The following is a 25,660-nucleotide window of genomic DNA, read 5'->3' on the forward strand; positions in this document are numbered from 1 at the left end:
CGCGCCCTTGGGCATTCACTCGAATGCGCAAGGGCGCGAGTCGTATCCGGGTCGGTCAGCGGCTGCCCGGCCGGGCACTGAAATCGCGCAGCGGCGGTACCGCGATATCGCGGAGGAACTCTCGGATCGCGGAGTTCACCGCCACCGGGTGGGTCATGTTCACCGTCTGCCGGGCGCCGTCGATCTCCAGATAGTGCGCGCGGGGGAGGCGTTCGGCCAGTTCCCGGGCGTGCGAGCGGGGCACGCCCGAGCGGGTCGGGTGGATGACCAAAGTGGGGCAGGTGATTTCGGGTAGTCGCTCCAGCACCGAGTCGCGGCCCAGCAGCGCGCCCGCGGCGATCTCGGTGGCCGACGGGTCGCGGGCCAGCCAGCGTTTCACCCAGACCGCGCGGTACCAGTCGTCGTCGCCGATGAGCCAGCGGGCCAGGTATTCGGCGAGTGCGGGGCGGGGGCCGTCCTCGTGCCACTTGTCCAGAAACTTTCGGGCATTGGTGAGTTCGGCGGTGGTGGGCTCGTGCGCCTCACTGCTGAGCAGCACCAGGGCGGCGACCCGGTCGGGGGCCAGCAGCGCGGTGCGCAGCGCGATGAAACCGCCCTGGGAGGTTCCGCCCACCACGGCCCGTTTCGCGCCCAGCTGATCCAGTACGGTCAGCGCGTCGCGGGCGGAGGTCCAGTAGGTGAACGGCAGCCCCTCGTCGCGGGTGCGGCCGTGTCCGCGCGCATCCCAGGTCACGATCCGGAACTCCGGAGTCAACGCCGCCTGTTGCGACGCGAACATCGTTCGGTCCATGAGGAATTCGTGCCCCAACAGCACAACCGGACCTTCGCCCCCGCTGTCCTCGTAGTGGATCTCGGCATCGATCGCACGGGCGAATGGCACGAGGTAGAGGATAGCCAGCACCGGTGACAAACCGGCGAGCTTTCCTGCCCACCGGCACACCGGGTGTCGCTCGGCCCATGCGGCCGGGTAGGAATTACCGTCCACGCGAGGGCGGAAGTCCCTATCCGGGACAACTCCGACGCGAATACCGTCCCGATGCCACCACTTCCGGGCCGGGCGGGCAACCGCTTCCGAGGCCGCGGCGCACCCTGGCCCGGGGTGGCGGTCCACGGTGAACCCGATCCTCTGGGTGCCGCCTGATTTCGTGCCGGTCGGGGTAACTCGTCGGGGACGGCCGAAATCGGTTCGGTACCGACCGCCGGCACGGGTGTTCGACGGCCAACGGCACGTAGCTGTCCGCCGAGTTCCGGGGAGGCGGGGGAGCGGTCGCCCGGGGAGAGTGTGTCCTATCTCGCTCACTAGACTGTGCGGGTGGCAGAAACCCAGCGACCAGTCCTTGTTGTCGATTTCGGCGCGCAATACGCGCAGCTGATCGCGCGCCGGGTGCGCGAAGCGAGTGTGTATTCCGAGGTGGTGCCGCACACGATCACCGTCGAGGAGATCGCGGAGAAGCAGCCTCTCGCCGTGATCCTCTCCGGCGGACCCAGCAGCGTGTACGCCGAGGGCGCGCCGCAGCTGGACGCGCGGCTGTTCGATCTGGACCTGCCGGTCTTCGGTATCTGCTACGGCTTCCAGGCCATGGCGCAGGCGCTCGGCGGCACGGTGGCGCACACCGGGACTCGCGAGTACGGGCGTACCGAGCTCAGCGTCGACGGCGGCATTCTGCACGGCGGCCTGCCCACCCGGCAGCCGGTATGGATGAGCCACGGCGACGCGGTCACCGATGCGCCCGCCGGGTTCGAGGTGACCGCGACCTCCGCGGGTGCGCCGGTCGCCGCGTTCGAGGATCGGGCGCGCAAGCTCGCCGGCGTGCAGTACCACCCGGAGGTGCTGCACTCGCCGCACGGCCAGCAGGTGCTGAGCCGGTTCCTGCACGAGATCGCCGGCATCCCGGGCGCGTGGACGCCCGCCAATATCGCCGAGGCGCTCATCGCCCAGGTGCGCGAGCAGGTCGGCGACGGCCACGCCATCTGCGGCCTGTCCGGCGGTGTGGACTCCGCGGTCGCGGCCGCGCTGGTGCAGCGGGCCATCGGTGACCGCCTCACCTGCGTGTTCGTCGACCACGGTCTGCTGCGCGCGGGCGAGCGCGAGCAGGTGCAGCGTGATTTCGTCGCCGCGACCGGGGCCAAGCTGGTCACCGTCGACGCGGTCGACAAGTTCCTGGGTGAGCTGAAGGGCGTCACCGATCCGGAGGAGAAGCGCAAGATCATCGGCCGGGAGTTCATCCGGTCGTTCGAGGACGCGGTCTCCGAGGTCGTCGGCGAGCAGGGCGAGACCAAGGTCGAGTTCCTGGTGCAGGGCACCCTGTACCCGGACGTGGTCGAGTCCGGCGGCGGCGCGGGCACCGCGAACATCAAGTCGCACCACAATGTCGGCGGTCTGCCCGACGATCTGGAGTTCGCGCTCGTCGAGCCGCTGCGGCTGCTGTTCAAGGACGAGGTGCGCGCGGTCGGCCGCGAGCTGGGTCTGCCCGAGGAAATCGTTGCGCGCCAGCCGTTCCCGGGTCCGGGACTGGCCATCCGCATCATCGGCGAGGTCACCCACGACCGGCTGGAGCTGCTGCGCCAGGCCGACGCCATCGCGCGCGAGGAGCTCACCGCCGCCGGGCTGGACAAGTCGATCTGGCAGTGCCCCGTCGTGTTGCTCGCTGATGTCCGCAGCGTCGGCGTGCAGGGTGACGGCCGCACCTACGGCCACCCGATCGTGCTGCGCCCGGTCTCCTCCGAGGACGCCATGACCGCCGACTGGACCCGCCTGCCCTACGAGGTGCTGGAGCGGATCTCCACCCGCATCACCAACGAGGTGGCCGACGTCAACCGCGTGGTGCTGGACGTGACTTCCAAGCCGCCGGGCACCATCGAATGGGAGTGAGCACTCCCCGCTGAACGCGAAGGCCCCGCACCTGCGAAAGGTGCGGGGCCTTCGGCCTTCTCGGAAGGGCAGTTCCGGGAAGGAGGGACGCCGCCCCCGGCGAGGGTGTGGGGGCGGCGCGTGCGGTCTACTCTCGATGTTTCTTCGGGCTGAGCACCAGGATCACGCCCACCACGATGGCGGCGATCACCACGATCCAGCCCAGCGACAGACCGCCGGAGACGGGCCAGAAGTGGGGGCCGATGAAGGCCCACACACTCACGCCCAAGCCCAGCAGGCCGGCCAGCAGTAGCGCGAACGAGGGTCGGCGGTTCTTGTTCTCAGCCACGGTTCACCTCCGCGTTTCCCATCTGCACGTCGACGGTCAGGTTCAGGACGGGGCCCGTCGCCGGGCCCGAGATTCCGCTCGGGCAGTTCGAATCACCCATGCGGACATTGCAGGTCGTGTTGACGCGCAGGTTCGGCGGCAGCATCACGCGGGCGTCGCCCATGCGTACCTTCACCTCGACCGCGCGATCCTCGGTCAGCTTCAGCTGACTCAGGTCGAGGGTGCCCGAACCCATCGAGATGTGATAGACGGGCAGCAGCTCGGAATCGGTTGCGGCGGACCACTTGTGGTCGCCCATCGCGCCCTCGTCGAACTGGATCGGGCCGATCAGCGAGGCCAGGATCACGAAACCGGCCAGCGGGGCCAGCACCACCATCAGGCCGTAGCCGCGGCGTAGGAACGCGCCCACGATGAGGCCCACGGCCACCACGGCCAGTGCGGCGGCGCCGATCCGGCCGGGCGTCATCCACTCCACGCCCGACGCGGCCATGGAGCCCGCCGCGGCGGCGGCCAGGATGGCGAGACCGATGGTGACGAGGGTCAGGCGGGACCGCGGGCGGGCCGGGGGAGCCTGGACGACTTGCTGCTGGACCGGCGCGGCCGGCTCGGGCAGCTGCCAGGCCAGCGGGGCCACACCCAGGGGATCCCAGCCGGGCGGGGTGGGGCCGAAGTCGGGGGAGATGGGGGCGGGGCCGAATCCGGCGCGTGGGCGGTCGGTGGCCGGCGGAATCCGGTGCAGGGTAGGGGGTTCGACGTCGCTCGGTGGGGTCGACGGGGTCTCGGGGGCGCCGCCGTCATCGCCGCGGGTCTTCGGCTTGGTGAGATCGACAGCTGTCGCCGGTGTGTCCGCCGGTTCGTCCGGCTGTTCCGGCGTGCCGGGGCCCGATGCGGATTCGGACTTCCGCAGGACCACGGTGTCGGACACCGACGATGCGGGCGCGTACCGGGTCTCCAGCACCTCGGTGACCTGCTCGGTGTTCGGAATCTTCTGCGTATCAACCGGTTCCGGCTCCGGTGCGGCGGCGGGTGGCTGGTTGGGGTCGGGCTCGTAGTGATCGGGCAGTGTCGTGTACGGCCCGTACGTCTGGAAGGTCACCGCATTGGTGCCCGGGTACCCGGTCCAGTACGGGCTCGCGGTGCCCGGATACCCGGTGTTGAACGGATCGGTGACCGCCGACTGCTCGAAATGACCTGCGGGCGGCTGCGTCTGGCGCTGATACAGCAGCCACCACCCGCCCAGCATGAGCGCGAAACTGATCACCCCGGACCCGCCGAGTCCCACCCCGACGGGACCCATCGTGCTCACAGCGATCCCCAACGCCACCATGAGCACGATGGTCTTGGACGAGGGCTGCGACGCCTGGCCGCGCCCGAACAGCGACTCCGCCGCCGATGACTGGTCTCCGGCCTGGTTCAGCAGCAGCCACCCCAGCAGATAGAGCACCACCCCCGCCCCGCCGAACAGCGCCGACACCACGAACGCCACCCGCACCAGCACCGGGTCCACGTTGTAGCGCCGGCCGAACCCGACAGCGACGCCGGCGATCGGCCCGTCCTTGGGAAACCGCACCGGCCGCGTCTGCCACAGATCCTGAATCTGATCGGAGAAGCCGGTACGCCCAGCACCCTTGGACCAGTCGCTCGTTCTCGTCATGCCATCCATCGTGCTGTCGACGGCTGTTCAGGCACATCGGGGATCACCCTGAACCCCCACCTGAACTTGGCCCCCTACCAGCCATCGTTCCGTGAAGCGTGAAATGTGCTGGGACGCCTAATTGCTTGCCGATGAGGTGATCGGCGGTTCGGCGGCAGGGCGGGAGTCGGGCAGTTCCGCGTAGTCGGGCAGTTCGATGCCATTGAGTGCGCGGTCGATCAGGTCGAGGTCCCAGTCGGGTTCGGGGCTCGGCTCGGCGTTCGGGTCGGGGATGTCGCGACTGTGGGCGTGCAGGCGGCCGATTTCCTGGTTGGCCTCGACGAACGGGCGCATGCGCCGCTCGTAGGCGGCGAATCCGGCTTCGGGGTTCCAGTCGGCGGCGGCCAGCTCTCCGGCCAGGATGTACGCGCCGACCAGAGCCAGGCCGGTGCCCTGTCCGGAATAGGGGGACGAGCTGAAGGCCGCGTCGCCGAGCAGGCCGACGCGTCCGCTCGACCAGCGGTCCATCACCACTTGGGCGACCTGGTCGAGGTAGAAGTCCGGTGTGTCGTCCAGGTGGGCGAGGATGCGCGGGGTCAGCCAGCCCATGCCGGTCATCTTCGCGCGCAGCAGGCGCTTCTGGGCGGCGATGTCGCGGTTATCGACGTCGAGATCGGGGGCGACGAAGGAGAACAGGGCCATCGCCTGCGTGGCGTCCTGGATGGGGCGCAGGCCCGCCGAACGGCCGGCCGTCTGGTAGTCGATCAGCCAGCCGTCCAGCCCGAATTCGTTGGGCACGGTGTAGAAAGCCAGCGCGTGCCCGAGATGGTGGACGAACCGCTCGTGCGGGCCGAAAACCATGGCGCGCAGCCCCGAATGCAGCCCGTCGGCCCCGATCACCAGATCGAACCGCCGCCGGTCACCGCCCTCGAAGACCACGTCGATCCCGTCCGTGTCCTGCGTGAGTTCCGCGATCCGGTCGCCGAAGATGTACTCGACACCGTCGCGAGTGTCATCGTGCAGCACCCGCGACAGGTCCCCGCGCAGAATCTCGATCTCCGAGATATACCCGTCCCCGTCATGATCGTCCGCGCGAAACGTCTCCAGCACTTTCCCGTCCACGTCCACCGTGTACGCCCCCGCGGTCCGGGTGCGCGCCGCCCGCACCTCCGCATCCAGCCCCATCCGCCGAATGATCTCCTTGGCCACCCCGCGCGCATCCACCGCCTGCCCACCGGGCCGCAACCCAGGAGCCCGCTCCACGACGGTTACCTCGGCTCCCCGCCGCCGCAACCAATGCGCCAACGCGGGCCCAGCGACACTCGCCCCCGCCACCAACACCTTGATCCCACTCATTGCGCCTCCCTCTCGCCCGCCCGGATCACTGCCCGGATCGTGTGCTCCTGCCCGGACCCACCGCCGGCGGTGCATCCAGAGTTATCGACGGTGGGCCCACCCGAAATTCATCGGCATCCCTGCGCGACGTTCCGCGACGTCGGATCGGCTCGGGTAGTCGGTGGTCTTCGCCTGCTGCGCCGGCTGGTTCAGCCTGTCACGTCGGTGGCTGGACCCGGGCCGTGCTAGGCCACCGTGGGTTCCTCGTAGCGGATGTGGTGCTTGGCGGCGATCGGGTTGATCTTGGCCGGGTCGAGGGCGCCTGCGGTGAGTACGGCCGGACCCGCCTCGAACAGATCCTCCAGGTAGCACTCCCAGCCGCCCGGTGAGGAGATCTGGATGAGGCGTGGCGGGGGTGTCGAGGCGCAGCGCAGGGCGTGCGGAATGCCGTGGGGGAGTAAGACGAACATCCCGGCGGTGGCGTGCTCGACGCGGTCGTCGAATTCCACCTCGAGGGTGCCGTCGAGCACGTAGATGGATTCGTCGGCCACGTCATGGGTGTGGCGGGGGATATCGCGGGCGAGGGTGACTTCCAGGAGCGAGAAGCGGTCTTCGGTATCGGCGGTGGTGGCCTTCACTGCGAACGCGGGCGGCAGAGAGAGGCGGCCGGGGCGGGCCGCGCCGGCTTCGAGCAGCAGAAATCGATTGTGGGACATGGTGGTATCCTTTCGAATCAGAAGAAGCGGAACCGGAATCCGGATCCGTTTCGAGTGTAGGCCGGAAGGGAACCCGAGTGTCAAGCCCATCGTCGCAGTCGCGCAAGCCGCGCGCGGACGCCTCCCGCAATCGCGACCGCATCCTGGAAGCCGCGCGTAATCTGTTCGCGGAGAGGGGAAGTCAGGTCCAACTTCCGCAGGTGGCGCGGGCCGCCGGTGTCGGGATCGGCACCGTGTACCGGCACTTCCCGACCCAGGCCGACCTGATCGAAGCCGCGGCCGCGCAACGCTTCGCCGAGATCGAGGAATACGCGCGCACCGAATGTCTGGACCACGCCGCGCCCGGCCGGGCGGTGCTGGACTACCTGACCCATGTCGGCGAAATCCTGGCGGCCGACAGTGGATTGTCCGCCGCCATCGAATCCGCCCGTCAATCGCGCGGTAGTGAACCGCGCGGCGCCGCGCTGGAACAGCTCGCCGAGATCATCGGCACGCTCATCGAATCCGATCGGGCCGCTGGAACAGTGCGACCGGACTTGACCGTCGCCGATGTCTACATGGTTGTCGGCGCACTGTCCGCCACCATTCGCTCCGGCAGCGGCGACTGGCGCCGATTGCTCACCTTGTTGTCCGATGGGCTGCGGGTTCAACCGTCGAACGGCTGATTCGGGCGCAAACCCTTACGCGGGTTGGCGGTACACCGCGATGACCGGGATGTGGCGGGTGGTCTTGGCTCGGTAGTCGGCGAAGACCGGCATGAGGTCGATCATGCGGGCGTAGAGGGCGTCGGATTCGGGAGCGGGGAGGAATTCGGCTTTGCCGGTGTAGGTTTCGGTGCCGAGTTCCACGGTGAGTTCCGGGTTGGCGCGGAGGTTGTGGTACCAGGCGGGGTGTTTGTCGGCGCCGCCGTTGGAGGCGATGAGGACGATGCGGTCGGTGTCGGGGACGTAGACCAGGGGATTGGTGGTGGGGCGGCCGGACTTCGCACCGGTGGTGGTGATCAGCACCATGTTGGTGCGGCCTTCGAAGGGGCCGCCGACCTTGCCGTTGTTGGCGCGGAACTCCGCGATCACGGATTCGTTGAACGCGTTCATCTCACCTGTCCTGTTCGGAATGTCGTGGACGACAACCGGTCAGGGGCCGGCCGGTATTCCGCCGGCGGCGTCAGCAGGGCGGACGATAGGGCAGCTGGGGGAGATGGTGACGCCAGAGGTCTTCGGTCCAGCCGGCCGAGGTGGTGTCGCAGGCGCGGGCGACGGCGTGGGGGAGGTTGGTGTCCCAGAACTTGATCGGACCGTAGGCGGTGGTGATGGCCAGGTGGCGGTTGTGGGGGAGAAGGTGGCGGTGATGGAGGCGGGACCGGATTCGGCCAGGGCATCGGTGGGGGTGGGCCGGGTCGGTGACGCAGCCCAGGTCAGTGCCCATCCTTTTGTCCGGTCCGGACAATTCGGCGGCTCAGTGTGAGCTCGAAGGCAGCTTCATATGCTGGCAGCGTGAGCGATATTGCGCATTTTCTTGCGGCGGCTGAGCGGGGGTTTCCGCTCGAGATGGACGATGTGGTGGATTTCTTGATCGGGAAGGGGGTTCTCCTGGCGGTCGACTGGTCTGGTGAGGAGTGGTCCGGGCAGATCTCACAGTTCGTGGGCCGTCGGGTGGAAGCTTTCGGGGAGGACGGAGCGGTTGTCGTTGCCGTCGAGTCCGCGGTCAGGGACGCGGCCGGGGCTGACCTGGCGCGTGGTGAACATGTGCCGGCGATTCTGCGTGCTGTGGACGATGCCTTGGCTCCTGCGGGGTTGGCGCTTGGGGAATTGCGGTCCGGCGATGACACATACCGCGTCGGCGTCATGCGTCGCACGGAGGCATCGAGTCACCTATGGGGTCTGGATCGGCTATCTTCCGAATTGCTCTACATCCTCGACTGCCCGTGCGGTGGCATGAACGTGTGGCAGCTACCCGCGTCGGACCCGAAGCCGGATGCGGGCGAGTGCGACTCGTGCGGTCGGAACCTGTTCGACGCCGCCGGTACCCCGATCGTGCCGATGCTTGCGGAACCCGCCGTTTGAGAAACCTGTCGTCACGCTCAGGGGTCGAATCGGGGTGTTTCCCGATGCGGGGTGCCGGATACCCGTGCCAGGATCGAAGGCATGTATCCGTCCGCGCCCTTGTACGACCCTGCCCGGGGGGCCGCCACCGTGGCGACCCAGCCCAAGCTGGTGCGGCGCACGGGTGGGCGCGTGGTCGGCGGGGTCGCGGGCGGGCTCTCGGATCATCTGGGGATCGACGTCTTCAAGGTGCGGATGGCGTTCGTGCTGCTGTCCGCGCTCGCCGGGGCCGGGATCGTCGCCTACGGCATGTTGTGGATCTTCACGCCCGCGGGCGCCGACGCGGCCCCGCCGACCGGTTCCGAACGACGGCAGGCCATCGGTATGGCGCTGCTCGGCATGGCGCTGTCGGTATCGACCGCGTGGTTGTTCAACGGGACGGCCGCGCACGTGGTGGGGCCGATCATCGTGGTGGCGGTCGGCGCGGCGCTGGTGTGGCGCGAATTCGATGCGGACGGGCCGAGATCGGTCATCGGGCTGCCCGCCAAACCGTCGGTGGTGACGTGGGCGCGCATCGTCGGCGGGGCCACGCTCATCGTGGTGGGGCTCGGGGTGGTGGTGCTGGGGCGGATCAATCTGAGTTCGCTCGGGTCGGCGCTGCTGGCGGTGGCGGTGACCCTGGTGGGCGCCGGATTGCTGACCGTGCCGCTATGGCTGCGCATGGTCAGGGCGCTGAATTCCGAACGCGCGGCGCGGATTCGCAATGACGAACGCGAGGAGATCGCCTCGCATCTGCACGATTCGGTGCTGCAGACGCTGGCCCTGATCCAGCGCCAGGCCGACGATCCGCAGGAAGTGGTGCGGCTGGCCCGCAGTCAGGAACGCGAGCTACGCAAGTGGCTGTTCGAGGACGCCGGGCCCGCGCAGTCGAGCCTGGCCGCGGCGCTGCGCACCATCGCGGGCGAGGTGGAGGATCAGCACGGGGTGAAGGTCACCCCGGTCACCGTGGGCGACGTGTCGATGGATCTCGACGACAGCGGAATCGGTTTGCCCAAGGAGCATTTCACCGCGGTGCTGGGGGCCAGCCGGGAGGCGCTGGTCAATGCCGCCAAGCATGCGGGGGTGCCGACCATCGACCTGTACGCCGAAGTGGAGCCGCATCAGGTGAGTGTCTTCGTGCGCGACCGCGGCAAGGGCTTCGACCCGGACGCGGTGTCCAAGGACCGTCAAGGCGTGGCCAAGTCCATTCACGCCCGCATCGACCGGCGCGGCGGGTACGTGGAGATCAAGTCGTCGCCCGGCAATGGCACCGAGGTGCGAATCTTCATGCCGCGCAAGGACGGCGGCGACGAGCGGTTGGTGGTGCAGACCGACAGTCCGGAAGACGCCGCGCAGCTGTGAGTTCCGGGGCGCCCGTGAACCATGAGTCGTGGGCGGGCCGCGGGCTGGGGATTGTGGTACCGATGGGGGCAGGGTTCGTCAGGGTGAGGAGAACTAGGTGAGCGTCCGGGTCTTTCTGGTCGACGACCATGCGGTGTTCCGGTCCGGGGTGCGGGCGGAGCTGAGCCGCGAATCCGATATGGAGGTGGTCGGCGAGGCGGGCGGCGTCGGCGAGGCCATCGCCGGGATCAAGGCGACCGCGCCGGACGTGGTGCTGCTCGACGTGCACATGCCCGATGGCGGCGGGGTCGCGGTGCTGCAGGGCATCGACGCCGGGCCGGTGTGCCTGGCGCTCAGCGTGTCCGACGCGGCCGAGGACGTGATCGCGGTGATCCGGGCGGGCGCGCGCGGATACGTCACCAAGACCATCTCCGGGCCGGAGCTGGCCGACGGCATTCGGCGGGTGTCGGGCGGGGACGCGGTGTTCTCGCCGCGGCTGGCCGGGTTCGTGCTGGACTCGTTCACCGGCAAGTCGCAGGTGCCCGAACCGCCGCTGGATCCGGAACTGGATTCGCTGACCCCGCGCGAACTCGAGGTGCTGCGGCTGTTGGCGCGCGGCTACACCTATCGCGAGATCGCCGAGACGCTGTTCATCTCGGTGAAGACGGTGGAGACGCACGCCTCGAACGTGCTGCGCAAGACCCAGCAGTCGAACCGGAACGCCCTGACCAGGTGGGCGCACCGCCGCCGGATCGATTGAGATATCCACGGTGACAACTGATTTCGTGCGCCGAGGGTAACTCCTCGGGGACGTCCGAAATCTGTTCGGCAGTCGCGCGGAGGCGGCTAGAGCGCGATCACGACGACGATGATGATCAGCAGACCGATGAGCAGGCCGATCGCCACCGCCAGCGGACCCGCGTTCGGGCCCAGCTTGCTGAAATCGAACTCGAAGCCCTTCGGCTTGGGCTGCGCCGCGACCGGGGCCGCGGGGGTGGTGCGCTGCGGGCGCGGCAGCGGGCTGGAATTGGGGCTGCGCAGTCCGGCCGCGGAATTGCGGGCCGCCCACGCCGGGATCGTCCCGTCCTCGGTGCGGACGGGCGCGTTCAGGATGTAGGGCGCGGTGCCGGGACCGAAAGCGGCGGTGAGGATCTCGTTGCGGGCCTCGGTCATGGTGGGGCGGCGCTGCGGGGCGGGCTCCATCATGTGCAGCAGGACCTCGGTGAGCGGGCCGCTGCGGGCGGGCGGGGTGATCTGAGCCATGGCGGCGCGCTCCACGATGACATTGCTGTCCTCGTCGAAACCGTAGGGCGGCTGACCCTCGATGGCGGTGTACAGCGTTGCGCCGAGCGAGAATACGTCGCTGGCGGTGGTGGGGCGGGCCCCGCGGGCGACCTCCGGCGGCAGGTAGGCGGGGGTGCCGGTGATGACGTCGCCGATCTCCTCGCTGGTGTCGTTGGCGCCGCTGGAGATGCCGAAGTCGGAGAGCTTGACCATGCCGACCTCGTCGCCGCGGTCGGCGACCAGGATATTGCCGGGCTTGATGTCGCGGTGCACGATGCCCGCGACGTGCGCGGCCGCGAGCGCGTCGGCCACCTGCGCGCCGATCTGCGCCACCTCGATCGGGGACAACTGATCCACCAGCGCAAGGGCTTTGGCGACACTGCGTGAGGGCAGGTACTCCATGACCAGCCAGGGTTCACCGGCCTCGAGCACCACGTCGTAGACGGCGATGGCGTGCTCGTGCGACAGCTTGGCCGCGACCCGGCCCTCGTGCATGATCCGGCTGCGGACCTCGCGCGCCTCGTCCTCGCTCAGGCCCTGCGTGGTGAGGACCTGCTTGATGGCGACATCGCGGTGCAACAGGCGATCGGTCGCCAGCCAGACGGCGCCCATGCCGCCGCCGCCGAGCTTGGATTGCAGACGGTAGCGGCCGGCCACCAGATAATCGGGGCCGACAATGGGACGAGCGCGTTCGGTCACGGGTGCAGGGTATCGGAAAACCATCCTGACTGGCCTGGTTCGAAACCCGGGGTTTGCTGGGTCTTGCGGCGCGGTCTCGCGGATTCCTTTCCAGACCTATACGGACACACCGTGTTTCGCACGCCCTCCGGTCCTGGGGAGCGGTGGGAGATTCTCGGAGGTCCGGGGATCTTCCGGACGAAACGACACGTGACCCGCCCGCGCTCCCTTCTGGACAGCCGGTTGCCGCCGGGCCGGGCGGCGGGCGGGGAGGGGTCGTGCGGGTTGTGCGGCCGTGGTGGGGGCCACTGACTCTTGACGTGTCCCGAGACTCGAGTTCTACTGTGCATTGATCGAACATGAGTTCGATTATGTCAGGTAGCTGGATCGGTGCTAGCCCGTCGACTGGGAGAGGTGGTCACTGGATGGGTGCGGCGGCGGAAGCCAGGCGGGAACAGCTGGCGGAGTTGCGGCGGCGAATGGCCGCGGTCCCGGCGCGCGGCGCCGAGGCCACGGCGCGCGTACCGGTGGCGCCGGAGCCGCGGCGGGAGCCGTTGCCGGTGCCCGCGGCACTCGAAAACCTTTTGCCCGACGGCGGATTGGCCAAGGGGTCGGTGGTCGTCTACAACGGCGCCGGCTCGCTGATCTCCGGGCTGCTCGCCGCGGTGACGAGCGCCGGCGGGCATGCCGCCGTGGTCGGGCTGCCGCGGCTGGGCCTGCTGGCCGCCGCCGAGATGGGAGCGCGACTGGACCGGCTGGCCGTGGTCTCCGATCCCGGGCCCGATCCCCTCGAAGTTGCCTCGGTATTGCTCGATGGCCTGGACCTGGTGGTTCTCGGGCTGAACGGGCTGGCGGTGCCGATGTCCCGCGCCCGCGTCCTGGCCGCCCGCGCCCGCGGCAAGAACTCCACGCTGATGGTGACCAACGGCTCCTGGTCGGGGTCCGCGCTGCACATCGACACCCGGGTCGCCGGGTACAGCGGACTGGGCCGGGGCTGCGGCCGGTTGCGGACCGTCCGCCTCGACGTCTCCGTGCGCGGCCGCTCCGCCCAACCCCGCCTCGGTCACCTGTCCCTCAGCCCCGCCGACGGCCGCGTCGAATGGGTCTCCACCGCCGACCCCGCCGCCCCGGCCGAACCGCCGCTGCGCCTCGCCCGCCATGCCGCGTCCTGACCGGACCGCGAGGAACCGCCCACGTGACAAGAGTTTTGGATCATGTGGCCGTGCCGGGAGAGGGGACAGGTCGTGAAGCCGTGGCGGGTGCTGGTGGTGTGGTGCCCGGACTGGCCCGCGGTGGCGGCCGCCGCCGAGGCGGGGGCGGAGGCCACCCGGCCGGTGGCGGTGCTCGCGGCCAATCGGGTGATCGCGTGTACCGCCACCGCGCGGGCCGAGGGGATCCGGCGCGGGCTGCGCAAGCGGGAGGCGCAGGGGAGGTGCCCGGAACTGCTGGTGGCGCAGGACGATCCGGATCGGGACGCGCGGCTGTTCGAGCCCGTGGTGACGGCCGTGGACGCGACGGTGCCCGGCGTCGAGGTGCTGCGGCCGGGCATGCTGGCGCTGTCGGCGCGCGGCGCGGCGCGGTTCTTCGGATCGGAGGAGGCCGCGGCCGAACGACTGGTGGACGCGGTGGCGGCGGTCGGGGTGGAATGCCAGATCGGCATCGCCGACGAGTTGTCCACCGCGGTCTTCGCCGCCCGCCGCGCCACCCTGGTGCCGTCCGGCAAGGGGGCGGAATTCCTTGCGCCCATGCCGATCTCGGAGTTGGCGGGGGAGCCGGTGCTGGCCGCGCCGCAGCGGGTCGAACTGGTGGATCTGCTGCACCGGCTGGGACTGCGCCGGATCGGCGACTTCGCGGCGCTCACGCCCGCCGAGGTGGCGTCGCGGTTCGGGGCGGACGCGATCGTCGCGCACCGGTGTGCCCGCGCGCTGCCGGAGCGGCCGCCCGCGGCTCGCCTGCCCGCCGCCGACCTCACCGTGGAACAGCGTTGCGACCCGCCCATCGAACGCGTCGACATGGCGGCCTTCGCGGGCCGCATGCTCGCCGCCGAACTGCACACCAAGCTCGCCGCGACCGCGGTGGCCTGCACCCGCCTGGTGATCCACGCCGAAACCGAGTCGGGCGAGGAGTTCTCACGCATCTGGCGCTGCGCCGAACCCCTCACCCCCGACAGCACCGCCGACCGTATCCGCTGGCAGCTCGACGGCTGGCTCACCCGCCGCGCCCTGGACCGCGCCCGGGCTTACCGCGCGGCCGATCGGGACTGTGGCGCGCGTGGCGACGGCCGGGCCGAGCATCGGGGCGGTCGTGCCGTGCGCGGAGACGGGCGCGGCACACAGCGAGACGGGCGCACCGTCTATCGGGGCGATCGTGGTGCGTGGCGGCCGGGCGGTGCGAAGGCCGATGCGTATGAGCCGGATCCGATCGAGGCGTGGGATTCCGGGGCGGACGCGGCCATCGTGCTGCTGCGGCTGGAACCCGTCGAAGTCGTGTCGGCCGGGGCCTTGCAGCTGGGGCTGTGGGGTGGGGTCGGGGAGGACGAGGAGCGGGCGCGGCGGGCGTTGATCCGGGTGCAGGGGCTGCTGGGCGGGGACGCCGTGCGGATGGGGGTGCTCAGTGGCGGGCGGGGGCCGGAGGAGCGGATCACCATGGTGACGCTCGGGGACGAGCCGGTGCCGGCGAACGATCCGGCGCAGCCGTGGCCGGGGCGGTTGCCCGAGCCCGCTCCGGCGCTGGTGCTCACGCATCATCCGGAGGTGCGGCTGGAAGGTGCCGACGGGTCGCCGGTCTGGGTCAGTGATCGTGGCATGTTCACGGCCGATCCGGTCCAGTTGCACTGGGGCAGTAGTTCGTGGCGGCTGTCGGGCTGGGCGGGACCGTGGCCGGTGGACGACCGGTGGTGGACGCACCGGTTCGAGGACGGTTTCGCCGCGCGCGCCCAGGTGCAGCTGGACGCGGAGGACGCCGCACGGCTGCGCGCGCTACTGCTGATCGGCTACGACAACGTCTGGCATGTGGAGGGGCTGTACGAGTAGTGGTCTCAGATGCCGAGCGGCAGGTGCAGATCCATCATGTCCGGCCAGAGTTCCGGCCAGGGGTGCAGCGGGCCGCGGCAGATCGCGATGGCGATGCCGGTGTTCACGCCGGGGAACCCGTTGGGGTTGTCGAGGTGGTCGAGGATCTGGACATTGCCGAACTGGCGGCGCAGGGTCGGTTCGGTGCTGTCGAGGCCGACGTAGAGCACCGCGCCGATGTCGCTGGGCGGCGGGCCGAAGTAGCCGAAGCCGCGGTTGGGGCTGTAGACGGGCGGCAGGCCGTAGTCGCGGCCGAAGTTCTGGAGGGCGGCGGCCTGCCAATAGTTCTGGGCGACGATCGCTTTGGGCCGCTCGGATTCGGGCAGCTGCCGGTAGGCGTCGGCGACCTCGGCGGTCAGCTCGGACCAGCCCGAGTAGCCGTAGATGCTGGTCCGCATGGCGAAGTCGGCCTGGGTGCGAATGGCTGTGTGCACCCGCGACGGCGGCTGCGGCAGGGCCGCCACCAGCGCCGCGATGATCACCAGCGACAACCCGATGACCGGCAGCGCGACCACCCGCAGCACCCGGTTGCCGCGTTCGCCGCGGTAATAGGGCAGCGCGACCGCGCCGATGCCGAACAGCACCGGCAGGAATCCGGCGGTGTAGTACGGCCGCCCGTGCCCGAACAGCACCACGGCCACCAGCAGGCCGGAGGAGACGAGCATGAACATGTAGGGCCGCAGCCAGCGTTCCCGGGCCAGGCTCCAGAACGCCCAGCCCGCGAGCAGGCCGCCGAGCAGTCCGGCCAGTCCGATCATCTGCGGCAGGCAGGCCAGCGGTCCGCCGCCGGCGGCGTCCTGTTCGGCGCCGATCACCTTGCTCATGGCCAGCGCGGGCCAGCCGTGCTGGTTCTGCCACCACAGGCCGGGCAGGGCGGAGGCGGCGAAGATGCCCGCGCCGATCCAGAGTCCGCGCCGCCACAGTAGTTCCCGCGGTCCGGCGACGATGATGCCCGCGGCCAGGGTGAGCAGGATGGTGGGGATGAACCACTTGACCTGGAGGTCGATGGCCGCGACCACGCCGACCGCGATGAGCAGCCGGTCGTCGCGGGTGCGGATCCAGCGGATGAGCAGCCAGATGATGGCGGCCTGCAGGGTGGCGTCGAAGGAGAAGGTGCTCAGCTGCACTGCCTGGGTGGCGGCGAGCGGGGAGATGCCGTAGGCGGCGGCCGCGATCAGTTGGGCGGTGCGGGAGCCGCCGAGCTCGTAGGCGACCGCGGCGCTGATCACGACGGCGGCGGCGGTCATCAGGACCGCGGGTAATCGCAGCATCGGCGCGGAGCCGGGGGCGACGGCGTCGGCCAGGTGGGCGACCAGCGGGATCAGGACGCCTTGGTCGGCGTAGGTGAGACTACGGTGGGCTCCGGCGGCGATGAAATACAGTTCGTCACCGAAGAAGTCGTAGCGCAGTGTCGGGACGGCGAGAAAGGTCCCGCAGAGCGCGGCTAGTAGGAGGACCCAGGCGGTAGCGAAGGTCGGCCGCGGCGGGCTCGGTTCATCGAGTTCGACCGCGGGGGCGGCAGCATTGAGAACCATATTTCCCCGACAAACAAGTATTGCTAAATCGGGGATCACGCTACCGTCAGGGCTGACCGATTACCGAAAAATGTGAAAGTGATCTATTTCACAGGTCAAACCGCTTGGTATCACGCCTGGACCTGCGCAGTTCCGCATTCATTCGTCAAGTGAATGAATAGGCAACCGTATCTGTATTCGATATGGCGGAGCGCACAAATTGCGGCGGCGACCACCCAGCGATCCGTACTCTGGACAATCGTGGAGTCAACGGTCACCCGGGTCGAGTTCGATGACGTGTCGATCGCCTATCGCGATTCCGGCGCCACGGGTGGACATCTCTACAGCGACACGCCGGTGGTCCTCGTGCACGGCATGGGCGGCGACGGGCACACCTGGGATCGGTTCGCGACCCAGTTGGTGCGCCGCGGCCGCCGGGTGATCATTCCGGACCTGCGCGGGCACGGGCGCAGCGCGCACACCGCGTCCTACCGGTTCGAGGAATTCGGCGCCGACATCCTCGCGCTGTGCGACCGGATCGGCCTCGACACCGTCGACCTGGTCGGGCATTCCCTCGGCGGCTACGCCATCTCCTGGGTGGCCATGCAACGCCCGGAACGGGTCCGGCGCCTGGTGATCGAGGAACAGCCGCTGCCTCTGCGCTCCGGCGACGAACAGGTGAGCTTCACCCGCAGGCTGCCATCGATCCCCGAACTCTGGCACGCCACCACCAGCCTGTTGCGGCACCCGCGCGCGGTGCTGGCCTTCGACCGATCCATGACCGGCGAAGCGCTCGAACAGTTCCGCAAGCCCTACCCCGAATGGTGGGACGGGCTGTCCGACATCACCGCGCCCACCCTGTTCCTGCGCGGCGGCCCCGGCGGCATGGTCGACCCCGACAAGCTCGAACAGTTGCGCGCCGGCCTCGCCGACTGCACCGTCCGCGCCTTCGACTGCGGGCACAGCATCCACCGCGACCGCTACCCCGCCTTCGAGGCCCAAGTGCTCCCCTTCCTGGGGCACTGAGCTGCCGGTATCTAAAGTTGAACGGTGTCCGCATCCGAGCGACCCACGCTGTGGTTTCCCGACGAGTCCGCGTTCCGGGACTGGCTGTCGGCCAATCACGCGGCGGTGGACGGCATTTGGCTGAAGTTCGCGAGGAAGGGCTCGGCCTACGCCTCACTCGACCATGACGGCGCGCTGCGACAGGCCCTGTGCTTCGGCTGGATCGACGGGCAGGCCAGGAAACTCGACGACGATTTCCTCGTCATGGGATTCACCCCGCGCCGCCCGCGCAGCCAGTGGTCGCAGCGCGATGTGGGGCTGGCGGGCGAACTGGTCGAGGCCGGGATCGTGCATCCGGCCGGGCAGGCCGAGATCGACCGGGCCAAGGCGGACGGGCGCTGGGACAACGCCGTCGGACACGACCTGCCGCAGGACTTCCTGGACGCGCTGGCCCGGCATCCGGAGGCGGCCGTGTTCTTCGAGACCCTGCCCATGCAGTCGCGCATCGCGGTCGGCTACCACCTGGGCAGCGCGGTGCGGCCGGAGGCCCGGCAGCGGCGGCTGGAGCAGGTGATCGCGAAACTGATCGACGGGAAGCCACTGTGACCGAGGGACGGCTGTGACGGGGTTCGAAGGATTGTCGTGTTCGGCTGCGGCACTGGAGGTTCCCCTACCCGGGAGCGCGACCCGCATCACCGGCTGGCTGTGCGTCGAACAGCCCGGGGCGTGGGGACGCGACGTGATCGGCGACCAGGTGCTCGGGCCCCACATCACCCCCGAACTGGCCGCGCGCACCAAGGCGGCGCAAGTGCGGCCCACCCTGATCCGGCGGGCGGGGCGGCGGGAATTCACCGGTGTCCGAACGGTTCTGCTCGCCAGTTCGCGGCCCGAGGGGTCGTGGTGCGAGCGGCTCGAGATCACCGACCTGCGGGAACTGCTGGATATCGATCTGCATCTGGTCGACGGGCCCGCGCCGGGAATCGGTGCGGCCGTGACGGATCCGCTGGTGCTGGTCTGCGCGCACGGTAAGCGCGACCAGTGTTGTGCCCTGCTGGGCCGTCCCATCGCCGCGAGCCTGTCCGCCGCCCACCCCGAGCGGGTGTGGGAGTGCTCCCACACCGGCGGCCACCGTTTCGCCCCGGCGGTCATCGTGCTGCCCACGGGTCTCACTTACGGCCGCCTGGACGAGGATTCGGCGCACGCCATGCTCGCCGCCGCCGACCAGGGTGAGGTCTCGCTCACCGGCCTGCGCGGCCGCAGCTGCTACGGCCCGGTCGAGCAGGTGGCGGAAATAGCGGTCCGACAGCGCATCGCCGACGCTACGTTCACCCGGGTCACCTCGGCCGGCGACAGCACAGGCCGGACCGTCGTGTCCGGCGATGTCGACCCGACGGCCGGTATCGACGACCTCGTCGTCGAGGCCGCCCCGGCCGACGCCGGAAGCCCGACCGATCCGGCCACGTTCGCGGGTGCGGCCATGGTGACGCATCGGGACGGTCGCCGCTGGCTGGTCACCGCCCGTACCGCCGCCTACTCGCCGCGGCAGGCCAGTTGCGGTGCGGCCCCCAAACCCGCCACCGCGGTGGTACTGGACCGTCTCCGGCAACTCGCCTGAGCGGCAATGGTTCCCGCCCAGGTATTGCGCTGTGAGTGCAATTGTTTCGGCGGGCTCGAATTACTCCGCGCGGCGATCGATCCGGCCGGAATAGGGGCCGCTGCGGGCGAGAACTACCAGTGCGTTCCAGGGACCAGGCGGGCGGCGCGGCGCAGGGCGGTGCCGGTGGCGCGGACGGCCGGGGGCACGGTGCGGCGATGGCGTTGCGGGACGACGATTTCCACGTCGGTGGTCGCCGGCTCGGGCGCGGTCTCGCCCTTGGCGGCGGGGGAGTCCGGGATGGCGCGGTAGTACCGGTGCAGGACCCGCTCCTTGATGCCGGGGGCCACCAGGTTGCCGTATTCGGCGAGGGTGCCGAGCGGGACGTCGATGCGGCGGGGCCGTTCGGTGAGGGCCCGGACGATGAGGGCGGCGGCCCATTCCGGGGACTGGGTGCCGGTGCCCTGGTCGCCGCTGGGGGTGATCATGGGGGTGCGGACCAGCGGCATGTGGATGGTGGTGAAAGTGATATTGCTGGAGCGCATCTCGGCGGCGGTCACCTCGGCGAACTTGTCGAGGGCGGCCTTGCTGGCCAGGTAGGCGGCGAAACGCGGGGTGGCGACCTGCACGCCGGCGCTGGAGATATTGACGATGTGGCCGTCCTTGCGTTCGCGCATGCCGGGCAGCAGGCCCAGGGTCATGCGGACCGCGCCGAAGTAGTTGACGGCCATGGTGCGTTCGAAGTCGTGCATGCGGTCGGTGGAGCGGTGCACGGCGCGGCGGATGGAGCGGCCCGCGTTGTTGACCAGCATGTCGACGTGGCCGTGGGCGGCGAGCACGGTCTCGATGGTCCGGTCGACGGAGTCCTGGTCGGTGACGTCGCACGGGTAGGCGAAGGCGGCGCCGCCCGCGGCGGTGATCTCGTCCACCACGGTGGACAGTTCTTCGGCACGGCGGGCCAGCAGGATGACGAGCGCGCCCTTCTGCGCGGCCGTCAGCGCGGCCGCGCGTCCGATGCCCGAGGAGGCGCCGGTGATCACGACGTGCTTGCCGGTCAGATCGCGGCGGGCGCGCCGACGGGCCAGGTAACCGGTGTCTTGGTCGGCCATTTCTGCTCCCTTGCAGGTGGAATTGCCTCGAACTTACTCCAAAGTAAGTTACTGCGCCACGATGGATTGGCGAGCCGCCGTAGAGACCGATCGGTTTCGAATGTATGTTCGATACTCGAGACCGGTCGGATTGTGGAGGAGGTGGGCCGATGGGTTGGGGCAACGGCCCGCCGACGTGGGCGGAGATGGAACGGGTGCTGTCCGGGCGACCCGACCCCGCGCGCAAACAGGTCGAGGGCGACGGCGGCGACAGCCCGGCCTGGTCGCGGAAACGCGAGAAGTACGAGGCCGGGGACATCGAGCGGACCGCCCGGTCCACCGTGCCCTACGCCGAACTGCACACCCACTCCGCCTACAGCTTCCTCGACGGGGCCAGCCAGCCCGAGGAACTGGTGGAGGAGGCGGTGCGGCTCGGGCTGGAAGCCCTCGCGCTCACCGACCACGACGGGTTCTACGGGGTGGTCCGGTTCGCCGAAGCGGCCCGGGAATGGCGGATGCCGACCATCTTCGGCGCCGAGCTGTCCATCGGCACCGCCGCCCGCGCCGGAGCGCATCTCGCGCCGCGCGGACGCGGCCCGGGTTCTCGGCGGCGCGGTCGCGAAAGCGACGCGGACGCACTGAATTCCGAACCCCGCACCGGCACCCCCGATCCTGCGGGACCGCACCTGCTGGTGCTGGCGCGCGGGCAGGAAGGCTACCGGCGGCTGTCGCGGGAGATGGCCGCCGCGCACATGGCGGCGGGGGAGAAGGGCATCCTGCGCTACGACCTGGACCGGCTCACCGAGGCCGCGGGCGGGCACTGGCACATCCTCACCGGCTGCCGGAAAGGCACTGTGCGACAGGCCCTGCGACAGGCCGACGCGGCAGCCGAGGCGGCACTGCGCGAACTGATCGACCGCTTCGGCCGCGACCACGTGAGTGTGGAACTCACCCACCACGGCATCCCCGAGGACGACGAGCGCAATGCCCGGCTGCTCGCCCTCGCCGACCGGGCCGGGCTGCCCGTGATCGCCACCACCGGAGCGCATTTCGCGGCCCCGCCGCACCGCCGCCGGGCCATGGCGCTGGCCGCCGTGCGAGCCCGCTCCAGCCTCGACGACATGGCGGGCTGGCTGGCCCCCACCGGCGGCGCGCACCTGCGCTCCGGCGACGAGATGGCGCGACTGTTCGCGGCCTGCCCGCAGGCCGTGCCCAATGCCGTTGCGCTGGGCCGGGACTGCGCGTTCGACCTGCGGCTGATCGCGCCGCAACTGCCGCCCTTCGACGTGCCCGACGGGCACGACGAGAACTCGTGGCTGCGGGAGCTCACCTTCACGGGCGCGGCCCGCCGCTACGGCCCACGCGCCGGGAACGCGGCCGCCTACCGGCAACTCGAACACGAGCTGAACGTCATCGCCACGCTGAACTTCCCGGGCTACTTCCTGGTCGTGCACGACATCGTCAGCTTCTGCCGTGACAACGACATCCTGTGTCAGGGCCGGGGTTCGGCGGCGAATTCGGCGGTCTGCTACGCCATCGGCATCACCAATGTGGATCCGGTCGCCAACCAACTGCTGTTCGAACGGTTCCTGTCGCCGGAGCGGGACGGGCCGCCCGATATCGACGTCGACATCGAATCGGATCGGCGCGAGGAGGCCATTCAGCACGTCTACGCCAAATACGGGCGCGAGTACGCGGCGCAGGTGGCCAATGTGATCACCTATCGCGGGCGCTCCGCGGTGCGCGATGCCGCACGCGCGCTGGGCTTCTCGACCGGGCAGCAGGACGCCTGGAGCAAACAGGTGAGCCGCTGGAGCGGGGTCGCGGGGGAACAGCACACCGACATCCCGGACGACGTGCTCGCGCTGGCCGGGGAATTGGAGGGGCTGCCCCGGCATCTGGGCATCCACTCCGGCGGCATGGTGATCTGCGACCGGCCCATCGCCGACGTGTGCCCGACCGAATGGGCGCGCATGGCGAATCGCAGTGTCCTGCAATGGGACAAGGACGACTGCGCGTCCGCAGGGCTGGTCAAGTTCGATCTGCTCGGACTCGGCATGCTGTCGGCGCTGCACTACATGATCGACCTGGTGGCCGAGCACAAGGGCCAGACCGTCGAACTGCACCGGCTGGACCTGGGCGAGGACGCCGTCTACGACATGCTGTGCCGCGCCGACTCGGTCGGCGTCTTCCAGGTGGAGTCGCGCGCCCAGATGGCGACCCTGCCGCGATTGCGGCCGCGCACCTTCTACGACCTGGTGGTGGAGGTGGCGCTGATCCGGCCCGGACCGATCCAGGGCGGATCGGTGCACCCCTACATTCGCCGTCGCAACGGGCGGGAGAAACCCGACTACGACCATCCGTCGCTGAAGAACGCGCTGGAACGCACCCTCGGCGTGCCGCTGTTCCAGGAACAGCTCATGCAGATGGCCGTGGACGTCGCCGGATTCACCCCCGCCGAAGCCGACGAGCTGCGCCGCGCCATGGGATCCAAACGGTCCACGCAGAAGATGGAGCGGCTGCGGGCCCGCTTCTATCAGGGCATGCGCGACCTGCACGGCATCACCGGGGAAGTCGCCGACCGCATTTACGAGAAGGTGTACGCCTTCGCGAATTTCGGTTTCCCGGAAAGCCATTCGCAGAGTTTCGCCTCGCTGGTGTTCTACTCGGCGTGGTTCAAACTGCATCACCCGGCGGCCTTCTGCGCCGGGCTGCTGCGCGCCCAGCCGATGGGGTTCTATTCGCCGCAGTCGCTGGTCGCCGACGCGCGGCGGCACGGGGTGACGGTGCACGGTCCCGACATCAACCACAGCCTGGCCGAGGCGACCCTGGAGGCGAAGGGGATGGCGATCCGGCTGGGGCTGGCCGCGGTCCGGCACATCGGGACCGAATTGGCCGAGCAGATCGTGGCCGCCCGCGAGCTCGGGTCCTACACCTCGTTCCTGGATCTCACCGGACGCGTGGAACTGACCGTGCCGCAAGCCGAGTCGCTGGCCACGGCGGGCGCGCTGGACAGTCTCGGCGGCACTCGCCGTGAGGCGCTGTGGGCGGCGGGCGCGGCCGCGGGGGAACGGTCCGACCGGCTGCCCGGCACCGGCGCGGCCACCGCGGCCCCCGCCCTGCCCGGCATGAGCGCGCTGGAACTGGCCGCCGCTGACGTGTGGGCCACCGGCGTCTCACCCGGCAGCTACCCGACCGAATTCCTGCGCGAGCGGCTCGACGCGCTCGGCGTCGTCCCCGCCGACCGGCTCCTCGACATTCGCGACGGGACCCGGGTGCTGGTCGGCGGCGCGGTCACCCACCGGCAGCGCCCGGCCACCGCGGGCGGGGTCACCTTCCTCAACCTGGAGGACGAGACCGGCATGGTGAACGTGGTCTGCTCGGTCGGCCTGTGGGCCCGCTACCGCCGCCTGGCCACCACCGCCCCCGCCCTGCTCATCCGCGGACGGGTGCAGAACGCGGAGGGCGCGGTCACCATCGTCGCCGACCATCTGCAACGCATGGACCTGCGCATCGAGGGCCGCTCCCGCGACTTCCGCTGAGGCGCCCCGGCACCGCGGTAGCCGCGGCGCTACGGGAGAATCACCGGCGGGAGCGGGGGAAGGGAGAGTGGCGTGACAGTGGTCCGGGCGACCATCAAACCCGGCAGCAAGAAGGGCCCGCTCGTCGAGATCCTCGACGACGGCGCGCTGCAGCTGTACGTCCGGGCCCCGGCGGTGGAGGGCAAGGCGAACAAGGCCGCCATCGAACTGCTGGCCGCCCACTTCGGCGTCCCCAAGTCCGCGGTCCGCCTCACCGGTGGCGCGACCTCCCGCTTCAAACGCTTCGAGGTCGACGACTAGTCAGACCGCGCCCGGGAAGCCCATCTGCCGCCAGGCCTCGTACACCGCGACCGCGGCGGCGTTGGAGAGGTTCATGGAGCGGCGGCCGGGCAGCATGGGGATGCGGAGCTGGTCGGTGACGCGCGGATCGGCGAGCACCTCGTCGGGCAGGCCGGTCGGTTCGGGGCCGAAGAGCAGGACATCGCCGTCGCGGTAGGTGATATCGGTGTTGCGGGTGGTCGCGGCGGCGGTGAAGGCGAAGACCCGTTCGGGGACGATGGCTTTCCAGGCGGCGTCGAGACTCTCGTGCACGGTGACGACGGCCAGGTCGTGATAGTCCAACCCGGCCCGGCGTAGCTTCGGCTCGGATAGGTCGAAGCCGAGCGGTTCGATCAGGTGCAGTGCGCAGCCGGTACCGGCTGCCAGTCGAATGGCGTTGCCGGTATTGGGCGGGATGCGGGGTTCGAAGAACACGAGATGGAACACGGGATCCAGCATTGCAGAGCGGCGGTTAAGCTCGTGCGGTGAGTCCAGCCCATGCCGCACCCCAGAGTCGCAGCAGTCGTGCGGGGGAGTTCGCCCGCGAGAATCTGCCCATGCTGCTGGTGGGCGCGGTGCTGGTGGTGGCCGTGGTCTTCCTGGCCTGGGACCGCTGGCGGCGCGGAACGTTCTTCTTCGGCGGCGCGACGCTGCTCGCGGCGGCGCTGCGGCTGGCACTGCCCACTGATCGGGTGGGTCTGCTCGCGGTGCGCAGCAAGGGTTTCGATGTCGTCTGGCTGACGGTGCTGGGTGTCGCCATCATCGTGCTGGCGGCGACCATCAGCAGTCTCGGCGTCACGTAGCCGGAGCCGTGGGGCCTCGCGGGTCGCGGGGCCGGGGCCGCGACCGGAGTCGCGGCGCTGGAAAGATGAGCGAGTTGTTCTGCCGCCGGGGTGAACCGGCGGCGCTGGGGGATAGCTAGACCGAGGTTATGCGGCGGCCGAGTTCGCGCCGCAGCACTTCCTGGTCCGGGAGTCTGTGCAGGACACGGAGTATGGCCGGGCGGAGTTCACGCTGCTCGTCCTCGGAGAGCAGATCGACGAGATCGCGGAGATCCATGTCATCGAATGCGGCGGTCATGCCGAATACATTACGGCTGATATGCCCGCTGCACACGTATTCCGGAACACCGGTTACGGAGGCGTCATGCGCGCGAAACCGAAAGCGCGTCAGGACAATTCACTGGAAACAGGCGCGATACGTGGCGTAACGCGCCGTCGGCTGTGGCAGCGGCTGGGCAGCGGACATACGGCATTCGGG

Annotated in this window: 25 protein-coding genes; 13 read left to right on the forward strand and 12 right to left on the reverse strand. The window is 69.9% G+C overall.

What is annotated here, in order from left to right; all coding sequences use genetic code 11:
* Window positions 1–55: 55 nt before the first annotated feature.
* On the reverse strand, window positions 56–880 hold the full coding sequence (locus ACFYTS_RS24195; protein WP_357282251.1) for an alpha/beta hydrolase: 825 nt from the start codon (window positions 878–880) through the stop codon (window positions 56–58).
* 426 nt (window positions 881–1,306) lie between these two features.
* On the opposite strand from ACFYTS_RS24195, the gene guaA reads away from it, so the two are divergent.
* Window positions 1,307–2,872 (forward strand): glutamine-hydrolyzing GMP synthase, encoded by a 1,566-nt coding sequence (guaA, locus tag ACFYTS_RS24200; protein ID WP_379279933.1) that lies wholly within the window; start codon window positions 1,307–1,309, stop codon window positions 2,870–2,872.
* A gap of 127 nt (window positions 2,873–2,999) precedes the next feature.
* Here guaA and ACFYTS_RS24205 read toward each other — a convergent pair whose 3' ends face one another.
* The 4 genes from ACFYTS_RS24205 to ACFYTS_RS24220 form a co-directional block, all read right to left on the reverse strand.
* Window positions 3,000–3,200 carry a hypothetical protein gene (locus tag ACFYTS_RS24205; protein ID WP_357098351.1) on the reverse strand — a complete coding sequence of 67 codons (201 nt, stop codon included), beginning with the start codon at window positions 3,198–3,200 and terminating at the stop codon, window positions 3,000–3,002.
* The gene (locus ACFYTS_RS24210; protein ID WP_387307341.1) at window positions 3,193–4,854 is read right to left on the reverse strand and encodes a PspC domain-containing protein; all 1,662 of its coding nucleotides are present in this window, start codon (window positions 4,852–4,854) and stop codon (window positions 3,193–3,195) included. Before ACFYTS_RS24210 ends, ACFYTS_RS24205 begins: the two co-directional genes overlap by 8 nt.
* A gap of 117 nt (window positions 4,855–4,971) precedes the next feature.
* The gene (locus ACFYTS_RS24215; protein WP_387307343.1) at window positions 4,972–6,189 is read right to left on the reverse strand and encodes an FAD-dependent monooxygenase; all 1,218 of its coding nucleotides are present in this window, start codon (window positions 6,187–6,189) and stop codon (window positions 4,972–4,974) included.
* Between the two features lie 224 nt (window positions 6,190–6,413).
* The gene (locus ACFYTS_RS24220; RefSeq protein WP_387307345.1) at window positions 6,414–6,884 is read right to left on the reverse strand and encodes a cupin domain-containing protein; all 471 of its coding nucleotides are present in this window, start codon (window positions 6,882–6,884) and stop codon (window positions 6,414–6,416) included.
* A 77-nt stretch (window positions 6,885–6,961) separates the two neighbouring features.
* Here ACFYTS_RS24220 and ACFYTS_RS24225 point away from each other — a divergent pair, with 77 nt between their 5' ends.
* Window positions 6,962–7,549 (forward strand): TetR/AcrR family transcriptional regulator, encoded by a 588-nt coding sequence (locus tag ACFYTS_RS24225; RefSeq protein ID WP_387307347.1) that lies wholly within the window; start codon window positions 6,962–6,964, stop codon window positions 7,547–7,549.
* Between the two features lie 15 nt (window positions 7,550–7,564).
* Here ACFYTS_RS24225 and ACFYTS_RS24230 read toward each other — a convergent pair whose 3' ends face one another.
* Together ACFYTS_RS24230 and ACFYTS_RS24235 are read right to left on the reverse strand one after the other, a co-directional pair.
* Entirely contained in the window at window positions 7,565–7,978 is a 414-nt protein-coding gene (locus ACFYTS_RS24230; protein WP_357282245.1) for a nitroreductase family deazaflavin-dependent oxidoreductase, read from the reverse strand.
* Between the two features lie 70 nt (window positions 7,979–8,048).
* Window positions 8,049–8,309 carry a hypothetical protein gene (locus ACFYTS_RS24235; RefSeq protein ID WP_387307349.1) on the reverse strand — a complete coding sequence of 87 codons (261 nt, stop codon included), beginning with the start codon at window positions 8,307–8,309 and terminating at the stop codon, window positions 8,049–8,051.
* A gap of 68 nt (window positions 8,310–8,377) precedes the next feature.
* Between ACFYTS_RS24235 and ACFYTS_RS24240 the strand changes: the two genes are divergently transcribed.
* The 3 genes from ACFYTS_RS24240 (at window position 8,378) to ACFYTS_RS24250 (ending at window position 11,066) form a co-directional block, all read left to right on the forward strand.
* Complete coding sequence (locus ACFYTS_RS24240) at window positions 8,378–8,947, forward strand: hypothetical protein (protein ID WP_387307351.1); 570 nt, start codon at window positions 8,378–8,380, stop codon at window positions 8,945–8,947.
* Window positions 8,948–9,028: 81 nt separating this feature from the next.
* A complete protein-coding gene (locus ACFYTS_RS24245; protein WP_387307353.1) occupies window positions 9,029–10,327 on the forward strand; it encodes a PspC domain-containing protein in 1,299 nt (432 codons plus the stop codon).
* Window positions 10,328–10,424: 97 nt separating this feature from the next.
* Window positions 10,425–11,066 carry a response regulator transcription factor gene (locus tag ACFYTS_RS24250; protein ID WP_213557894.1) on the forward strand — a complete coding sequence of 214 codons (642 nt, stop codon included), beginning with the start codon at window positions 10,425–10,427 and terminating at the stop codon, window positions 11,064–11,066.
* 86 nt (window positions 11,067–11,152) lie between these two features.
* Here ACFYTS_RS24250 and ACFYTS_RS24255 read toward each other — a convergent pair whose 3' ends face one another.
* Window positions 11,153–12,289: a serine/threonine-protein kinase gene (locus ACFYTS_RS24255; RefSeq protein ID WP_379105340.1), complete on the reverse strand. Its 1,137-nt coding sequence runs from the start codon at window positions 12,287–12,289 to the stop codon at window positions 11,153–11,155.
* Between the two features lie 404 nt (window positions 12,290–12,693).
* Between ACFYTS_RS24255 and ACFYTS_RS24260 the strand changes: the two genes are divergently transcribed.
* Both ACFYTS_RS24260 and ACFYTS_RS24265 read left to right on the forward strand, forming a co-directional pair.
* On the forward strand, window positions 12,694–13,440 hold the full coding sequence (locus ACFYTS_RS24260; RefSeq protein ID WP_387307356.1) for a hypothetical protein: 747 nt from the start codon (window positions 12,694–12,696) through the stop codon (window positions 13,438–13,440).
* A gap of 42 nt (window positions 13,441–13,482) precedes the next feature.
* Window positions 13,483–15,300: a DNA polymerase Y family protein gene (locus tag ACFYTS_RS24265; RefSeq protein WP_387307358.1), complete on the forward strand. Its 1,818-nt coding sequence runs from the start codon at window positions 13,483–13,485 to the stop codon at window positions 15,298–15,300.
* A gap of 5 nt (window positions 15,301–15,305) precedes the next feature.
* Here ACFYTS_RS24265 and ACFYTS_RS24270 read toward each other — a convergent pair whose 3' ends face one another.
* Window positions 15,306–16,874 (reverse strand): ArnT family glycosyltransferase, encoded by a 1,569-nt coding sequence (locus ACFYTS_RS24270; RefSeq protein ID WP_387307360.1) that lies wholly within the window; start codon window positions 16,872–16,874, stop codon window positions 15,306–15,308.
* 240 nt (window positions 16,875–17,114) lie between these two features.
* On the opposite strand from ACFYTS_RS24270, the gene ACFYTS_RS24275 reads away from it, so the two are divergent.
* The 3 genes from ACFYTS_RS24275 to ACFYTS_RS24285 are packed head-to-tail and all read left to right on the forward strand — an operon-like array spanning window position 17,115 to window position 19,473.
* A complete protein-coding gene (locus ACFYTS_RS24275) occupies window positions 17,115–17,879 on the forward strand; it encodes an alpha/beta fold hydrolase (RefSeq protein ID WP_387307362.1) in 765 nt (254 codons plus the stop codon).
* 24 nt (window positions 17,880–17,903) lie between these two features.
* Window positions 17,904–18,464 (forward strand): YdeI family protein, encoded by a 561-nt coding sequence (locus ACFYTS_RS24280; RefSeq protein WP_387307364.1) that lies wholly within the window; start codon window positions 17,904–17,906, stop codon window positions 18,462–18,464.
* A 13-nt stretch (window positions 18,465–18,477) separates the two neighbouring features.
* Window positions 18,478–19,473, forward strand: coding sequence for a sucrase ferredoxin (locus ACFYTS_RS24285; protein WP_387307366.1), 996 nt, complete (start codon window positions 18,478–18,480; stop codon window positions 19,471–19,473).
* A 113-nt stretch (window positions 19,474–19,586) separates the two neighbouring features.
* On the opposite strand, the gene ACFYTS_RS24290 is transcribed toward ACFYTS_RS24285, so the two are convergent.
* Window positions 19,587–20,561, reverse strand: coding sequence for an SDR family NAD(P)-dependent oxidoreductase (locus ACFYTS_RS24290; protein ID WP_357282235.1), 975 nt, complete (start codon window positions 20,559–20,561; stop codon window positions 19,587–19,589).
* 149 nt (window positions 20,562–20,710) lie between these two features.
* Between ACFYTS_RS24290 and ACFYTS_RS24295 the strand changes: the two genes are divergently transcribed.
* Window positions 20,711–24,082 carry an error-prone DNA polymerase gene (locus tag ACFYTS_RS24295; RefSeq protein WP_387307368.1) on the forward strand — a complete coding sequence of 1,124 codons (3,372 nt, stop codon included), beginning with the start codon at window positions 20,711–20,713 and terminating at the stop codon, window positions 24,080–24,082.
* A gap of 72 nt (window positions 24,083–24,154) precedes the next feature.
* A complete protein-coding gene (locus ACFYTS_RS24300) occupies window positions 24,155–24,382 on the forward strand; it encodes a DUF167 domain-containing protein (protein WP_357098257.1) in 228 nt (75 codons plus the stop codon).
* Here ACFYTS_RS24300 and ACFYTS_RS24305 read toward each other — a convergent pair whose 3' ends face one another.
* Complete coding sequence (locus ACFYTS_RS24305) at window positions 24,383–24,847, reverse strand: tRNA (cytidine(34)-2'-O)-methyltransferase (protein ID WP_357282233.1); 465 nt, start codon at window positions 24,845–24,847, stop codon at window positions 24,383–24,385.
* A gap of 110 nt (window positions 24,848–24,957) precedes the next feature.
* Here ACFYTS_RS24305 and ACFYTS_RS24310 point away from each other — a divergent pair, with 110 nt between their 5' ends.
* Complete coding sequence (locus ACFYTS_RS24310) at window positions 24,958–25,203, forward strand: DUF3017 domain-containing protein (RefSeq protein WP_357282389.1); 246 nt, start codon at window positions 24,958–24,960, stop codon at window positions 25,201–25,203.
* A gap of 115 nt (window positions 25,204–25,318) precedes the next feature.
* Here the strand turns inward: ACFYTS_RS24310 and ACFYTS_RS24315 are convergent, their stop codons facing one another.
* Window positions 25,319–25,480 (reverse strand): hypothetical protein, encoded by a 162-nt coding sequence (locus ACFYTS_RS24315; RefSeq protein WP_167659831.1) that lies wholly within the window; start codon window positions 25,478–25,480, stop codon window positions 25,319–25,321.
* Window positions 25,481–25,660: the final 180 nt, after the last annotated feature.

The organism is Nocardia sp. NPDC004151 (genome assembly GCF_042874235.1).
Lineage (GTDB): Bacteria > Actinomycetota > Actinomycetes > Mycobacteriales > Mycobacteriaceae > Nocardia.

Coding starts and splice junctions, on each gene's coding strand:
- ACFYTS_RS24220 (WP_387307345.1), bottom strand. CDS start 6,884: ATGTCCCACAATCGATTTCTGCTGCTCGAAGCCGGCGCGGCCCGCCCC.
- ACFYTS_RS24215 (WP_387307343.1), bottom strand. CDS start 6,189: ATGAGTGGGATCAAGGTGTTGGTGGCGGGGGCGAGTGTCGCTGGGCCC.
- ACFYTS_RS24230 (WP_357282245.1), bottom strand. CDS start 7,978: ATGAACGCGTTCAACGAATCCGTGATCGCGGAGTTCCGCGCCAACAAC.
- ACFYTS_RS24235 (WP_387307349.1), bottom strand. CDS start 8,309: ATGGGCACTGACCTGGGCTGCGTCACCGACCCGGCCCACCCCCACCGA.
- ACFYTS_RS24315 (WP_167659831.1), bottom strand. CDS start 25,480: ATGACCGCCGCATTCGATGACATGGATCTCCGCGATCTCGTCGATCTG.
- ACFYTS_RS24270 (WP_387307360.1), bottom strand. CDS start 16,874: ATGGTTCTCAATGCTGCCGCCCCCGCGGTCGAACTCGATGAACCGAGC.
- ACFYTS_RS24290 (WP_357282235.1), bottom strand. CDS start 20,561: ATGGCCGACCAAGACACCGGTTACCTGGCCCGTCGGCGCGCCCGCCGC.
- ACFYTS_RS24295 (WP_387307368.1), top strand. CDS start 20,711: ATGGGTTGGGGCAACGGCCCGCCGACGTGGGCGGAGATGGAACGGGTG.
- ACFYTS_RS24265 (WP_387307358.1), top strand. CDS start 13,483: ATGTGGCCGTGCCGGGAGAGGGGACAGGTCGTGAAGCCGTGGCGGGTG.
- ACFYTS_RS24210 (WP_387307341.1), bottom strand. CDS start 4,854: ATGACGAGAACGAGCGACTGGTCCAAGGGTGCTGGGCGTACCGGCTTC.
- ACFYTS_RS24260 (WP_387307356.1), top strand. CDS start 12,694: ATGGGTGCGGCGGCGGAAGCCAGGCGGGAACAGCTGGCGGAGTTGCGG.
- ACFYTS_RS24310 (WP_357282389.1), top strand. CDS start 24,958: ATGCTGCTGGTGGGCGCGGTGCTGGTGGTGGCCGTGGTCTTCCTGGCC.
- ACFYTS_RS24245 (WP_387307353.1), top strand. CDS start 9,029: ATGTATCCGTCCGCGCCCTTGTACGACCCTGCCCGGGGGGCCGCCACC.